Genomic DNA, 14928 nt, shown 5'->3' on the forward strand with positions numbered 1-14928 from the left:
AGCCTCATCCGCGCCCGACCGTCCTACGGTGGGGCCGACGGGCGCCCCTCGTGGCGCCCGGCGATCGTCGTTCACCACCCCGAAGGGCCGGTACCGCCATGACTTCCACCCACGCCTTCTGGCTGGCCGGCCGCCAGGCCACCGGCGAGGACAGCTTCGACGTCACCAACCCCTGGGACGGCCGTCTCGTCGGCACGGTCGCCGTGCCGAACGACGCCCAGGTCGAGGAGGCCGTCGCCGCCGCGTACGCCGTGCGCGAGGAGTTCGCCGCGACCCCGGCGCACGTACGGGCCGCCGCCCTCGACCACGTCGTACGCCGCCTCACCGAGCGCACCGAGGAGATCGCCCAGCTGATCTCCGCCGAGAACGGCAAGCCGATCAAGTGGGCCCGCGGCGAGGTCGGCCGCGCCGTCTCCGTCTTCCGGTTCGCCGCCGAGGAGGCGCGCCGCTTCAACGGCGGCGACGCCCAGCGGCTGGACACGGACGCCGGCGGGACCGGCCGTCTCGGACTGACCCGGCGCTTCCCGCGCGGCCCCGTCCTGGGCATCGCGCCCTTCAACTTCCCGCTCAACCTCAGCGCCCACAAGGTCGCCCCGGCCATCGCCGTCGGTGCGCCGATCATCCTCAAGCCGGCCCCGGCCACCCCGATCTCGTCCCTGATCCTGGGCGAGCTGCTGGCCGAGACGGACCTCCCGGCAGGGTCCTGGTCCGTGCTGACCGTGCCCAACGACAAGATGCCCGCCCTGGTCCAGGACGAGCGGCTGCCGGTGATCTCCTTCACCGGATCCGGCCCGGTCGGCTACGCGATCATGGAGTCGGTGCCGCGCAAGCACTGCACCCTGGAGCTGGGCGGCAACGGCGCGGCCGTCGTCCTCGGCGACTGGTCCTCCGAGGAGGACCTGGACCACGCCGCGAGCCGCATCGCGACCTTCTCCAACTACCAGGGCGGCCAGTCCTGCATCTCGGTGCAGCGTGTCATCGCCGACGCCACGGTGTACGACCGGCTCGTCCCGAAGATCGTCGCGGCCGTCGAGGCACTGGTGACCGGCGACCCCTCCGACGCGGCCACCGACGTCGGCCCGCTGGTCAGCGAGGACGCCGCCCTCCGGGTCGAGTCCTGGGTCGACGAGGCCGTCAGCGCCGGCGCCACGCTGCTGACCGGCGGCAAGCGCGACGGCGCCACGTACGCCCCGACGGTCCTCACCGACCTTCCGGACACCACGACGATCGCCTCCGAGGAGATCTTCGGCCCGGTGCTGTACGTCCAGAGGACCGAGGGCGAGGCCGAGGCCTTCGCCGCCGTCAACGCCTCCAAGTACGGGCTGCAGGCGGGCGTCTTCACCCACGACCTGCAGACCGCCTTCCGCGCCCACCGAGCCCTGGAGGTGGGTGGCGTGGTCATCGGCGACGTGCCCTCCTACCGCGCCGACCAGATGCCGTACGGCGGCGCCAAGCAGTCCGGAGTGGGCCGCGAGGGCGTGCGTTACGCCATGGACGACTACACCTACGAGCGGGTGCTGGTGCTCACCGGCTTGGCCCTGTAGCCGGACACCCGCGGCGGACCGGCCGGAGCCCACTGTGCGGGGGCTCCGGCCGGTCCGTCCGTTCCGGCCGGTCCGACGACGGGCCCACGGCCGGCCGGGCGCATCCGCGAATCGTTCCTGCGGTGAACGGCCACGCCCGTGCGGGTGGGAGACGACTGTCGGGTGTCTGCCCGGGCCGAGGTGGCCGGTAGAACGCGGGGGTGATCAAGAACCTCCTGCCGGGCCGGCTACGCCCCCTCGCACTTCAAGCACTGGAACGCGGGCGATCTCCCCTCCGACGGCTGCGACACCCGCAACGAGGTGCTGCTCGCCGAGGCGGTCACGGTCCCTGCCGCGGCGGCCGGGGGTGCAAGCTGACCGGCGGCACCTGGCAGGTCGTACTACGACGGCCAGGAGGTGTCCGGCCCCGACGCCCTGGACGCGGCCCATACGGTGCCGCTCGCGGAGGCCTGGGACCCCGGCGCCGCCGCGTGGAGCGCTGCCCGGCGTGAGGCGTACGCGAACGACCAGGGCGCGTCGGCGTCGCTGGTCGCCGTCACGACGCGCGTGAACAGGCAGAAGGCCGACCAGGACCCGGCCGAGTGGCTCCCGCCGGTGCCGGAAGCGCACCGCAGGCCCCCGGCCCTCTGACGGATGATCTTGCGTTACCTCGGGCGGATCCAGCGGTTAAGGCGATGAGCGGGTGGACACATCCGATGAAGAGAAGACGAGGTCACCACGTGAAATCACACCGGACGCGGTCACTGCTCCGAGGGGCCTTCGGGTGCGGTGCCGCTCTGATGGCCGTCGGACTGTCCGCCGGGGCGGCGTACGCCGACGAGACGCACACCCACTCGCACAACGCGCCCCACGTGGCTCTCATCCAGACCGGGCAGATCGACGACCCCCTGGAGGACGTGCTGGAGCACGCGGCGATCCTGGGCACCACGTACGTCTTCGACTGAGCGACCTTCCGGAACCTGCCGTGCGGACGGTCCTCGGGCCGTCCTCCGGTGCGTACCCGCCACGGCCCCGGCCGGCAGCCGGACGAGGAGGACGAGGTCGCCCGACCAGCGGAGCGGGTCCCGGCCGACTTCGAGCCCCCGGCGGTTCGCACGTCCCGGGGAGGGACGCAGGCCCGGGTGGAGCCGGCGGCCCGCTGCGCGGGGGCTCCGGCCGCTTCCGCAGGCCACCGGGGGCCCGGCGCAGGGGTGGTGGGGCCGACGCAGATCGGGTAGATACGGACGAGTGGTACCGATCGGCACGCGTACGGCCCGACCCATATCCCGACTCGCGGCGAGGTGAGCTCCTCATGTCCGCCCCATCCGACATTCCCCAGGCCCCCAAAGTCACCGAGCGCGAAGCACGGCAGGTGGCCGAGGCCGCCCGTGAACAGGACTGGCGCAAGCCGAGCTTCGCCAAGGAACTCTTCCTCGGACGCTTCCGGCTGGACCTGATCCACCCCCACCCCCTGCCGGCCCCGGACGACGTACGGCGCGGCGAGGCCTTCCTCGCCCGGCTGCGCGAATTCTGCGAGGCCCACGTCGACGGCGCCCTCATCGAGCGCGAGGCCAGGATCCCCGACGAGGTCATCAACGGCCTCAAGGAGCTCGGCGCCCTCGGCATGAAGATCGAGACCAAGTACGGCGGTCTCGGACTGACCCAGGTCTACTACAACAAGGCGCTCGCGCTGGCCGGTTCGGCGAGCCCCTCGATCGGCGCGCTGCTCTCCGCCCACCAGTCGATCGGCGTACCGCAGCCGCTGAAGATGTTCGGCACGCAGGAGCAGAAGGACGCCTTCCTGCCCCGCCTCGCGCGGACGGACATCTCGGCCTTCCTCCTCACCGAACCCGACGTCGGCTCCGACCCGGCACGGCTCGCCACCACGGCCGTGCCCGACGATGGGGGCACCTCCCGCTCGAGCGAAGCCGAGAGCGGGGGAGAATACGTCCTGGACGGCGTGAAGCTCTGGACGACGAACGGCGTCGTCGCCGACCTGCTCGTCGTCATGGCCCGGGTCCCCGAGTCCGACGGCCACAAGGGCGGCATCACCGCCTTCGTCGTCGAGGCCGACTCCCCGGGCATCACCGTGGAGCACCGCAACGCCTTCATGGGGCTGCGCGGCATCGAGAACGGCGTCACCCGCTTCCACCAGGTCCGGGTCCCCGCGGCGAACCGGATCGGCCCCGAGGGCGCAGGGCTCAAGATCGCCCTCACCACGCTCAACACCGGCCGCCTCTCGCTGCCCGCCATGTGCGTCGGCGTCGGCAAGTGGTCCCTGAAGATCGCCCGGGAGTGGTCGGCGGTCCGCGAGCAGTGGGGCAGGCCCGTCGCCCGGCACGAGGCGGTGGGCGCGAAGATCTCCTTCATCGCCGCCACCACCTTCGCCCTCGAAGCGGTCGTCGACCTCTCCTCGCAGATGGCCGACGAGAGCCGCAACGACATCCGCATCGAGGCCGCGCTGGCCAAGCTGTACGGCTCCGAGATGGGCTGGCTGATCTCCGACGAGCTCGTCCAGATCCGAGGCGGTCGCGGCTTCGAGACAGCGGCCTCGCTCGCCGCCCGCGGCGAACGCGCCGTACCCGCCGAGCAGATGCTCCGCGACATGCGGATCAACCGGATCTTCGAGGGTTCCACGGAGATCATGCACCTGCTGATCGCCCGCGAGGCCGTCGACGCCCACCTCAAGGTCGCCGGCGACATCATCGACCCCGACAAGCCGCTCTCCGACAAGGCGAAGGCGGGCGCCAACGCCGCGGGCTTCTACGCACGCTGGCTCCCCAAGCTGGTCAGCGGGCCCGGTCAGCTGCCCAACGCCTACGGAGAGTTCCGCATCCCCGGCCACCCCGACCTCTCCGCGCACCTGCGGTACGTCGAGCGCTCGTCCCGCAAGCTGGCCCGCTCCACCTTCTACGCGATGTCCCGCTGGCAGGGACGCATGGAGACCAAGCAGGGCTTCCTCGGCAGGATCGTCGACATCGGCGCCGAACTCTTCGCGATGAGCGCGGCCTGCGTCCGGGCCGAGCACCTGCGGGCCGACGACGACCACGGCCGTGAGGCGTACCAGCTCGCCGACGTGTTCTGCCGGCAGGCCCGTATCCGGGTGGAGGAGCTCTTCAACCGGCTGTGGTCCAACACCGACGACATCGACAGGCGAGTCGTCGACGGAGTCCTCTCCGGGACCTACACCTGGCTGGAGGAGGGGGTCATCGACCCCAGCGGCGACGGCCCCTGGATCGCCGACGCCACCCCCGGACCGGCGACCGGGGACAACGTCCACCGCCCCATCCGCTGAACCCGGCACACCCGCGGGGCGCGTCCACTGCCTGGACGCGCCCCGCGGGCACGCCCGCCGCACGGCAAAATGGACGTCCGTGACCGTCATCGACATCCCCGGCTCCAAGTCCGTCACCGCCCGCGCCCTCTTCCTGGCCGCCGCCGCGGACGGCACCACGACCCTCCTGCGCCCCCTGCACTCGGACGACACCGAGGGATTCACCGAGGGGCTGACCCGCCTCGGATACGGGGTCAGCCGCGAGCCGGACCGTTGGCACATCGAGGGGCGCCCCTCGGGACCCGCGTCGGATGCCGAGGTCCACTGCCGCGACGGGGCCACCACCGCGCGGTTCCTGCCGACGCTCGCCGCCGCCGCGGCCTCCGGCACGTACCGCTTCGACGCCTCCGCGCAGATGCGCCGCCGCCCCCTCGCGCCCCTCACCCAGGCCCTCCGCGCCCTCGGCGTCGACCTGCGCCACGGAGGAGCGGAGGGCCACCACCCGCTCACCATCGAGGCATCCGGCGTCAAGGGCGGCGAACTGACCCTCGACGCGGGGGAGTCGTCCCAGTACCTCACCGCGCTGCTCATGCTCGGCCCGCTCACCACCGAGGGCCTCCGGATCGACGTCACGGACCTCGTCTCGGCGCCGTACATCGAGATCACCCTCGCGATGATGCGCAGCTTCGGTGCCGAGGTCGTCCGGGAGGGGAACACCTTCACCGTTCCTCCCGGGGGCTACCGCGCCACCACCTACGCCGTCGAGCCCGACGCGTCCACCGCCTCGTACTTCTTCGCCGCGGCGGCCCTCACCGGCCACGAGGTCACCGTCCCCGGCCTCGGGACCGGCGCGCTCCAGGGCGACCTGCGCTTCACCGACGTGCTGCGCCGCATGGGAGCCGAGGTCACCACCACGGCCGAGGCCACGACCGTACGGTCCTCCCGGCGGCTCTCCGGCCTGACGGTCAACATGCGCGACATCTCGGACACCATGCCGACCCTCGCCGCGATCGCGCCGTTCGCCGGCTCGCCCGTACGGATCGAGGACGTCGCCAACACCCGGGTGAAGGAGTGCGACCGGCTGGAGGCGTGCGCCGAGAACCTGCGGAACATGGGCATCACCGTTCACACCGGACCCGACTGGATCGAGATTCACCCCGGCACCCCCCGCGCCACCGAGATCGTCACCCACGGCGACCACCGCATCGTGATGTCGTTCGCCGTCGCCGGACTGCGCACGCCCGGAATCAGCTACGACGACCCCGGCTGCGTACGGAAGACGTTCCCCCGGTTCCACGAGGAGTTCGCGGACTTCGTGGCGAGGACCGCGCGGCCGTGATCGCGGTGCGCCCCGGTGCGGGACGGACTACGGTCGCCCGCATGATGACCCGGAACGACGCCCTGGCCGTCCTCGCCCTGCTGCGCGAAGCCGGCACCGACGTGGTGGTCGCCGGAGGCTGGGGCATCGACGCCCTGCTCGGCGAGGAGACCCGTGAGCACCGCGATCTCGACCTCCTGCACCGCCGTGAGCAGGAGACCGCGGTCGTGGCCGCCCTGGAGTCCGCCGGATACACCGAGACGCTGGACTGGCGTCCCGCCCGCTTCGTGCTCAGCCACCCCTCCGGGCTCGAGATCGACCTGCACCCGCTGGAGTTCGCCGCCGACGGGTCGGCCGTCCAGTCATCGCTCGACCCCGAGGAGCCCTTCCGCTACCCGGCCGCCTGCTTCGTCACCGGGACCATCGGGACGACCACCGTCCGCTGCATCTCGGCCGAGCAGCAGGCGCTGTTCCACCAGGGCTACGAACCGGCCGGGCACGATGTGGCGGACATGCGGCGGCTGGGGGAGAAGTTCGGCATCGATACGCACTTCTGACCCCCGGATGCCGCACAATCGAGCCTCGGCCGCGATCGGGTACGGATCCCGGCGCGTCAACAGGAGACAGGGGCGGGGATGTTCGGGGTGTACGGGGCGGGCGGCCGGCGGGGCGCCGTGGCGGCGGGATGCGCGGTGGTGGCCCTCATGGGGCTCACCGGATGCGGCGGCGGGGACGACGGCGACGGCAAGGGCCGTGCCGGGAAGAGCCCCGCCCCCTCGCGCCCGGCTGCGACGGCCGAAGGGCTCACCGAGGCGCAGCTCACCGCCGCGGCGTTCACCGACGGGGAGCGGGCCGGCGGCCTCACCGCGTCCGAGTACACCCTGGACGGGCCGCTCGGGGACGCCTACACCGCCGACCCCGCCGTCTGCCAGCCGCTCGTCAGCCTCGCCGGTGACGTCAGCGACCCCGACCCCGTCGCCCAGGTGCAGCGCAAGGCCGACAAGCCCGAGGAGATGCTCGGGGTCACCGTCGACGTGACCCTGCGCTCGTACGGCGACGGCGAGGCCGCGAAGGTCATGGAGTCGCTGGACCGGGCAGGCCGGGAGTGCGCCGGGGGCCTCACCGAGGAACGGGCGGTCGCGCGCGCCGCCTACGAGAAGGTCGAACCCGCCGCGCTGCCCGCCTTCGCGGACGAGGCCGACGAGGCGAAGGCCTACCGCTTCACCGTCCTCGACGTGAAGGGGAAGCTGAAACTGTACGAGTACCTCACGGTCCTGCGCTCCGGCTCCACCACGCTCGCCTTCCGCGCCGAGATCCTGGGCACCCAGGACATCGGCGGGGTCCCGGAGGACGTCATGGCCGCCCAGTGGAAGAAATTCCGTGCCGCGCGGGCCTGAGGCGCGTGCCGACGGGGGCGCGCTGTCACGACGCACAGCGGAAGCGGCAACAATGGGGGCCATGAGCGACAGCCCCGCACCCCTCGCCGATCCGCATCTCGTCTTCGACGCGGCGGAAGGCCGCCGGGATCTGGTGATCCTCGGCTCCACCGGGTCCATCGGTACCCAGGCCATCGACCTGGTCCTGCGCAACCCCGCCCGGTTCCGCGTCACCGCGCTCTCCGCCGCGGGCGGCAGGGTCCGGCTCCTCGCCGAGCAGGCGCGGCAGCTTCGCGTACGTACGGTCGCGGTGGCCGACGGGGACAAGGTGCCGGCGCTCCGCGAGGCCCTGGGCGAGGTCTACGGAGCGGGGGAGCAGCTCCCGGAGGTCCTGGCCGGCCCCGACGCCGCCACGGAACTCGCGGCGAGCGCATGCCACACCGTGCTGAACGGGATCACCGGCTCGATCGGTCTCGCCCCCACGCTCGCCGCGCTGAAGGCGGGCCGCACGCTCGCCCTGGCGAACAAGGAGTCGCTGATCGTCGGCGGCCCGCTGGTGAAGGCCCTGGCGGCCCCCGGCCAGATCATCCCGGTCGACTCCGAGCACGCCGCGCTCTTCCAGGCCCTCGCCGCGGGGAAGCGGGCCGACGTCCGCAAGCTCGTCGTGACCGCGTCCGGCGGCCCGTTCCGCGGGCGTACGCGCGCGGAGCTGGCCGACGTCACGCGGGAGCAGGCCCTCGCGCACCCCACCTGGGCCATGGGCCCGGTCATCACGGTCAACTCCGCGACCCTGGTCAACAAGGGGCTGGAGGTCATCGAGGCGCATCTCCTCTACGACATCCCGTTCGACCGGATCGAGGTCGTGGTCCACCCCCAGTCGTACGTTCACTCGATGGTGGAGTTCACCGACGGCTCCACCCTCGCGCAGGCGACCCCGCCCGACATGCGGGGTCCCATCGCCATCGGTCTCGGCTGGCCCGAACGGGTTCCGGACGCGGCTCCCGCCTTCGACTGGACGAAGGCCTCCAGCTGGGAGTTCTTCCCGCTCGACACGGAGGCGTTCCCGTCCGTCGGGCTCGCCCGGCACGTGGGGACCCTGGGCGGCACCGCCCCCGCGGTCTTCAACGCGGCCAACGAGGAGTGCGTGGAGGCGTTCCTGGCGGGACGGCTCCCCTTCAACGGCATCATGGATACGGTCACAGCGGTGGTGGCCGAACACGGCACCCCCGTACCGGGAACTTCACTGACGGTCGCGGACGTCCTCGAAGCGGAGACCTGGGCCCGGTCCAGGGCCCGCGAACTCTCGGCGGCAGCGACAGCGGAGGCGCACGCATGAGCATGACGACGATCCTGATGACGATCCTCGGTATCGCCATCTTCGCCGTGGGTCTGCTGTTCTCGATCGCCTGGCACGAACTGGGCCACCTGTCGACGGCCAAGCTCTTCGGCATCAGGGTGCCGCAGTACATGGTCGGCTTCGGGCCGACCGTCTGGTCGCGCAAGAAGGGCGACACCGAGTACGGCATCAAGGCCATCCCCGCGGGCGGCTACATCCGCATGATCGGCATGTTCCCCCCGGGGCCCGACGGCCGGATCGAAGCGCGCTCCACCTCGCCGTGGCGCGGCATGATCGAGGACGCCAGGTCCGCCGCCTTCGAAGAGCTCGAGCCGGGCGACGAGACGCGCCTCTTCTACACGCGCAAGCCGTGGAAGCGCGTGATCGTGATGTTCGCCGGCCCCTTCATGAACCTGGTCCTGGCCGTCGCGATCTTCATGGGCGTGGCCATGACCTTCGGCTTCCAGACCCAGACCACCGAGGTCGCGGGCGTCCAGAAGTGCACGATCGCGCAGAGTGAGAAGCGTGACACGTGCGAGGCGTCCGACCCGGTCTCACCGGCCAAGGCCGCCGGTCTGCTGGAGGGCGACAAGATCGTCGCCTTCAACGGGAAGAAGATCGACGACTGGGCCACCCTCTCGGACGAGATCCGGAAGACCATCGGCCCCGCCACCGTCACCGTGCAGCGGGACGGCAGGGAACAGACCCTGAACGCCGTGCTGAAGAAGAACGCCGTCGCGCAGAAGGACGGTGACGGCGAGGTCGTACCCGGCAAGTTCGTCGACGCCGGTTACCTCGGTTTCGCCGCCAAGACGGAGATCCTGCCGCTCTCCTTCGGCGACTCGGTCGTCCGCATGGGCGACATGATCGAGAACGGCGTCGATTCGATCATCGCGCTGCCCTCCAAGATCCCCGACCTGTGGAACGCGGCGTTCGGCGACGGCGAGCGCGCCGACGACTCACCGGTCGGCGTGCTCGGAGCGGCCAGGATCGGCGGCGAGGTGATGAACCTCGACGTCCCGGCCCAGAACCAGATCGCGATGATGCTGTTCCTGCTGGCCGGCTTCAACCTCTCGCTCTTCCTCTTCAACATGCTGCCCCTGCTCCCGCTGGACGGCGGGCACATCGCGGGCGCCCTCTGGGAAGCCCTGCGCCGAAATGTGGCCAAGGTCTTCAAGCGGCCCGACCCCGGCCCGTTCGACGTGGCGAAGCTCATGCCGGTCGCCTACGTGGTCGCCGGGATCTTCATCTGCTTCACGCTGCTGGTGCTGGTCGCCGACATCGTGAACCCCGTGAAGATCACCTGACGTCCCACCTGTCACATGGGTGACGGCCGGCCACACAGGTGGTGTCCGGCCGCCACCTATCGGGCGGTTTGACGGCACGGGTGCGCCCCGTTCCCCTCCGGTGCCGTAACCTCGAAGCCTGGAGCCCGCCGTTCTCGGGACCTCGATCCACACTGATCCACACCTTGGGGATGCTCAGCGCATGACTGCGATTTCTCTCGGAATGCCGGACGTTCCGACCAAGCTCGCCGACCGGCGGGTCAGCCGCCAGATCCAGGTCGGGACGGTGGCGGTCGGCGGGGACGCACCGGTGTCGGTGCAGTCGATGACGACGACGCGTACGTCGGACATCGGTGCGACGTTGCAGCAGATCGCGGAGCTGACGGCTTCGGGCTGCCAGATCGTGCGGGTGGCGTGTCCCACGCAGGACGACGCGGACGCGTTGGCGACGATCGCGAAGAAGTCGCAGATTCCGGTGATCGCGGACATCCACTTCCAGCCGAAGTACGTGTTCGCGGCGATCGACGCGGGCTGCGCGGCGGTCCGGGTGAACCCGGGCAACATCAAGCAGTTCGACGACAAGGTCAAGGAGATCGCGAAGGCGGCGGGGGACGCGGGCACTCCGATCCGTATCGGGGTGAACGCGGGTTCGCTGGACGCGCGGCTGCTGAAGAAGTACGGCAAGGCGACGCCGGAGGCTCTGGTGGAGTCGGCGCTGTGGGAGGCCTCGCTCTTCGAGGAGCACGGTTTCCGGGACATCAAGATCTCGGTGAAGCACAACGACCCGGTCGTGATGGTGAACGCCTACCGTCAGCTGGCCGCGCAGTCGGACTACCCGCTGCACCTGGGTGTGACCGAGGCGGGTCCGGCGTTCCAGGGGACGATCAAGTCCGCGGTGGCGTTCGGGGCGCTGCTCTCGGAGGGGATCGGGGACACGATCCGGGTCTCGCTGTCGGCGCCGCCGGCGGAGGAGGTCAAGGTGGGTCTGCAGATCCTGGAGGCGCTGAATCTGAAGCAGCGCCGGCTGGAGATCGTGTCGTGTCCGTCGTGCGGGCGCGCGCAGGTGGATGTGTACAAGCTCGCGGACCAGGTCAGTGCGGGTCTGGAGGGCATGGAGGTTCCGCTGCGGGTCGCGGTCATGGGCTGCGTCGTGAACGGTCCGGGTGAGGCCCGTGAGGCCGATCTGGGTGTGGCCTCCGGCAACGGCAAGGGCCAGATCTTCGTGAAGGGCGAGGTCATCAAGACCGTCCCCGAGTCGAAGATCGTGGAGACCCTCATCGAGGAAGCCATGAAGATCGCGGAGCAGATGGAGAAGGACGGCATCGCCTCGGGCGAACCCCAGATCTCCATCGCCGGCTGACCTCCCACCCCTCCGTGCCCCGCAGGCCGTGTCCTGCGGGGCACAGCCATGTCCTCGGCCATCGGCCTTCCCCACCTGGGGCGCACCCCACAGCCTTGTTGGGTACAGTGCGGACATCAGTAGACCGTTTGGTGAGGCCCCAGTGTTGACGCAGACCACTACCCGGGTCCTCGACCCCGGCGAGCTCCCCGACGCGCTCGCCATCCTCGAGAGCGAACCCGTGGACAACGCGTTCGTCACCTCCCGCGTCCAGGTCGCCGGGCTCGATCCATGGCGTCTCGGCGGCGAGATGTGGGGCTGGTACGCCGACGGCCGACTGCGCTCGCTCTGCTACTCCGGGGCCAACCTCGTGCCCATCTGCGCCACCCCCGAGGCCGTCAGGGCCTTCGCCGACCGTGCCCGGCGGGCCGGCCGCCGCTGCTCCTCGATCGTCGGCCCCGCCGGCCCCACGGCCCAGCTGTGGCGCCTCCTCGAACCGAGCTGGGCCCCCGCCCGTGAGGTCCGGCCCAACCAGCCCCTCATGGTGACCGACCGCCCCTCGGCCGAGGTGGCGCCCGACCCGCTCGTCCGCAGGGTCCAGAAGGAGGAGATGGACGTCCTCATGCCGGCCTGCGTGGCCATGTTCACCGAGGAGGTCGGCGTCTCCCCGCTGGCCGGCGACGGCGGGCTCCTCTACCAGGCCCGGGTCGCCGAACTGATCACCACCCGCCGCTCCTTCGCACGCATAGAGGACGGCAAGGTCCTCTTCAAGGCGGAGATCGGCGCGGCCACCCCCCACGCCTGCCAGATCCAGGGCGTCTGGGTCGCCCCCGAGGCCCGCGGCCGGGGACTCTCCGAGACGGGCATGGCGGCCGTCCTGCGCTACGCGCTCAGCGATGTGGCCCCCGTCGTCAGCCTGTACGTGAACGACTACAACACCGCCGCGCGCAGGGCCTACAGCCGTGTCGGCTTCCGCGAGACGGGCTCCTTCATGAGCGTGCTGTTCTGACCGGGCGGTACGGCCAGTAGGGTTCGCGCATGGCAGCAGCAACCCCCACGTCCCCCAGGGGCTCCGGGACCCCCGACATCGTGGTCGGACCGCTCGACCTCGCCGAACGCGTCGACGAGGCCCTCGCCGTGCAGGCCCTCGCCTTCGGCCTCACCCAGGACGAGATCGACGTACGCCGCCACATCGTGCTGCGGCACCTCGACCATCCGCAGGCAAGCGCCCTCGGCGCCACCACCGCCGACGGACGGCTCGCCGGATTCGTCTACGGGCTGCCGAACAACCGGACCCACTGGTGGTCCACCGTCGTGGAACCGTATCTGCGCGCCACCGGATCCGAGAGCTGGCTCGACGACTCGTTCGTGATCACCGAGCTCCACGTCCACCCGGAGTTCCAGCAGCGCGGCATCGGCCGGAGTCTGATCACCACCATCACGGACGCCGTCGACCTGCCTCGTTCCATCCTCTCCGCGATCGACACCGAGAGCCCCGCCCGCGGCCTCTACCGCGCCCTGGGCTACCAGGACCTGGCCCGGCAGGTGCTCTTCCCCAGCGCGCCCAAGCCGTACGCGGTGATGGGCGCGCCCCTTCCGCTGCTCCGCGGCTGAGGAATGGATTTCCGCCCGCGCGGGCCCCCCGGCTAACCTCGGGCTCACCACCCTTCCGAGCAGGAGTTCATCATGGCCCAGGTCCAGCGCATGTCCCGATTGATGATCAAGACACTGCGCGACGACCCGGCGGACGCCGAGACGCTCAACCACAAGCTCCTCGTCCGCGCCGGTTACGTGCGCCGCACCGCGGCCGGCATCTGGTCCTGGCTGCCGCTCGGCAAGAAGGTCCTGGAGAACATCACCCGCGTCGTCCGCGAGGAGATGGACGCCATCGGCGGCCAGGAGGTCCTGCTCCCCGCGCTGCTCCCCAAGGAGGCGTACGAGGCGAGCGGCCGGTACGACGAGTACGGCGACCTGCTGTTCAGGCTGAAGGACCGCAAGGGCGCCGACTACCTCCTCGGCCCGACCCACGAGGAGATCTTCACCCAGGTCGTCAAGGACATGTGCTCGTCCTACAAGGACCTGCCCGTGATCCTCTACCAGATCCAGACCAAGTACCGCGACGAGGCCCGCCCCCGCGCCGGTGTGCTGCGCGGCCGCGAGTTCCAGATGAAGGACTCGTACTCCTTCGACACCACCGACGAGGGCCTGGCCGAGGCGTACCAGCTGCACCGCGCCGCGTACATCCGGATCTTCGAGCGCCTCGGCCTCGACCACCGCATCGTCTCCGCCGTCTCCGGCGCCATGGGCGGCTCCGCCTCCGAGGAGTTCCTCGCACCCGCGGCCGCCGGCGAGGACACCTTCGTCGACTGCCCGAACTGCGACTACGCCGCCAACACCGAGGCCGTGACCTTCAAGGCCACCGCCGTCGACGCCTCGGCGACCGGCCCGGTCGAGGAGCTGGACACCCCCGACACCCCGACCATCGAGACCCTCGCCGCCCACCTCGGCGTCGAGGCCTCCGCCACCCTGAAGAACCTCCTGGTCAAGGTCGACGGCGAGATCGTGGCCGTGGGTGTGCCCGGCGACCGCGAGGTCGACCTCGGCAAGCTCGGTGAGCACCTCGCCCCCGCCGTCGTCGAGCTCGTCACCGCCGAGGACTTCGTGGGCCGCCCCGACCTGGTGCGCGGCTACGTCGGCCCGCAGGGCCTGGAGAAGGTCCGCTACATCGCCGACCCCCGCGTCGCCGCCGGCACCGCCTGGATCACGGGTGCCAACAAGGAGGGCAAGCACGCGAGGAACGTCGTCGCGGGCCGCGACTTCGAGGTCGACGACTACCTCGACGTCGTCGTCGTCGAGGCGGGCGACCCCTGCCCCGAGTGCGGCACCGGCCTCCAGGTGGACCGCGCCATCGAGATCGGCCACATCTTCCAGCTCGGCCGCAAGTACGCCGACATCTTCTCCCTCGACGTCCTCGGCCAGCAGGGCAAGCCGGTCCGCGTCACGATGGGCTCGTACGGCATCGGCGTCTCCCGCGCGGTGGCCGCCCTCGCCGAGCAGACCGCCGACGACAAGGGGCTGTGCTGGCCCCGCGAGATCGCCCCGGCCGACGTGCATGTCGTCGCCGCCGGCAAGGCGCTCCAGACCGAGCTCGCCCTCGAGGTCTCCGAGAAGCTCAACGCCGCGGGCCTGCGCGTCCTGGTCGACGACCGCCCCGGTGTCTCGCCGGGCGTGAAGTTCACCGACTCCGAGCTCATCGGCGTCCCGAAGATCCTTGTCGCCGGCCGCCGTTCGGCCGAGGGCGTCCTGGAGCTGAAGGACCGTCGCACGGGCGAGCGCGAGGAGCTCACCGTCGACGAGGCGATCGCCCGCCTGACCGACCAGGGCTGATCCGACCCGGCCACGGAGAGGGCCCCGCGCACCGCGCGGGGCCCTCTCCCATGCGTGCGGCTGACCGACGACAACGCCGCGAGGTGCGG

General features: G+C 71.2%; 12 protein-coding genes and 1 pseudogene. All 13 read left to right on the forward strand.

Annotated features, from left to right (window positions below):
• Nucleotides 1–98 precede the first annotated feature (98 nt).
• The 13 genes and pseudogenes from ACIQM3_RS06990 to ACIQM3_RS07050 all read left to right on the forward strand — a co-directional run bounded on the left by ACIQM3_RS06990 (nt 99) and on the right by ACIQM3_RS07050 (nt 14839).
• Nucleotides 99–1544 carry an aldehyde dehydrogenase family protein gene (locus ACIQM3_RS06990; RefSeq protein WP_401619735.1) on the forward strand — a complete coding sequence of 482 codons (1446 nt, stop codon included), beginning with the start codon at nt 99–101 and terminating at the stop codon, nt 1542–1544.
• 219 nt (nt 1545–1763) lie between these two features.
• Nucleotides 1764–2159, forward strand: a pseudogene (locus ACIQM3_RS06995) (HNH endonuclease); the annotation flags it as partial.
• Nucleotides 2160–2323: 164 nt separating this feature from the next.
• A complete protein-coding gene (locus tag ACIQM3_RS07000) occupies nt 2324–2488 on the forward strand; it encodes a hypothetical protein (RefSeq protein ID WP_401619738.1) in 165 nt (54 codons plus the stop codon).
• A 347-nt stretch (nt 2489–2835) separates the two neighbouring features.
• Nucleotides 2836–4818: an acyl-CoA dehydrogenase family protein gene (locus ACIQM3_RS07005; protein ID WP_401619740.1), complete on the forward strand. Its 1983-nt coding sequence runs from the start codon at nt 2836–2838 to the stop codon at nt 4816–4818.
• Between the two features lie 79 nt (nt 4819–4897).
• Nucleotides 4898–6136, forward strand: coding sequence for a 3-phosphoshikimate 1-carboxyvinyltransferase (gene aroA, locus ACIQM3_RS07010; RefSeq protein WP_401619743.1), 1239 nt, complete (start codon nt 4898–4900; stop codon nt 6134–6136).
• Nucleotides 6137–6177: 41 nt separating this feature from the next.
• On the forward strand, nt 6178–6672 hold the full coding sequence (locus ACIQM3_RS07015; protein WP_401619746.1) for a nucleotidyltransferase domain-containing protein: 495 nt from the start codon (nt 6178–6180) through the stop codon (nt 6670–6672).
• A 78-nt stretch (nt 6673–6750) separates the two neighbouring features.
• Nucleotides 6751–7512, forward strand: a complete 762-nt coding sequence (locus tag ACIQM3_RS07020) for a hypothetical protein (RefSeq protein ID WP_401619748.1) — start codon at nt 6751–6753, stop codon at nt 7510–7512.
• A gap of 52 nt (nt 7513–7564) precedes the next feature.
• A complete protein-coding gene (gene dxr, locus ACIQM3_RS07025) occupies nt 7565–8827 on the forward strand; it encodes a 1-deoxy-D-xylulose-5-phosphate reductoisomerase (protein ID WP_401619751.1) in 1263 nt (420 codons plus the stop codon).
• Nucleotides 8824–10134: a M50 family metallopeptidase gene (locus ACIQM3_RS07030; protein ID WP_401619754.1), complete on the forward strand. Its 1311-nt coding sequence runs from the start codon at nt 8824–8826 to the stop codon at nt 10132–10134. Before dxr ends, ACIQM3_RS07030 begins: the two co-directional genes overlap by 4 nt.
• A gap of 181 nt (nt 10135–10315) precedes the next feature.
• A complete protein-coding gene (ispG, locus tag ACIQM3_RS07035; protein ID WP_401619757.1) occupies nt 10316–11473 on the forward strand; it encodes a flavodoxin-dependent (E)-4-hydroxy-3-methylbut-2-enyl-diphosphate synthase in 1158 nt (385 codons plus the stop codon).
• A gap of 142 nt (nt 11474–11615) precedes the next feature.
• Entirely contained in the window at nt 11616–12461 is an 846-nt protein-coding gene (locus tag ACIQM3_RS07040; protein ID WP_401619760.1) for a GNAT family N-acetyltransferase, read from the forward strand.
• 29 nt (nt 12462–12490) lie between these two features.
• Nucleotides 12491–13066: a GNAT family N-acetyltransferase gene (locus tag ACIQM3_RS07045; protein ID WP_401619763.1), complete on the forward strand. Its 576-nt coding sequence runs from the start codon at nt 12491–12493 to the stop codon at nt 13064–13066.
• Between the two features lie 72 nt (nt 13067–13138).
• The gene (locus ACIQM3_RS07050; RefSeq protein ID WP_401619765.1) at nt 13139–14839 is read left to right on the forward strand and encodes a proline--tRNA ligase; all 1701 of its coding nucleotides are present in this window, start codon (nt 13139–13141) and stop codon (nt 14837–14839) included.
• The last annotated feature ends 89 nt before the right edge of the window (nt 14840–14928 follow it).

Source organism: Streptomyces sp. NPDC091271 (genome assembly GCF_044757505.1).
Taxonomy (GTDB): Bacteria; Actinomycetota; Actinomycetes; order Streptomycetales; family Streptomycetaceae; genus Streptomyces.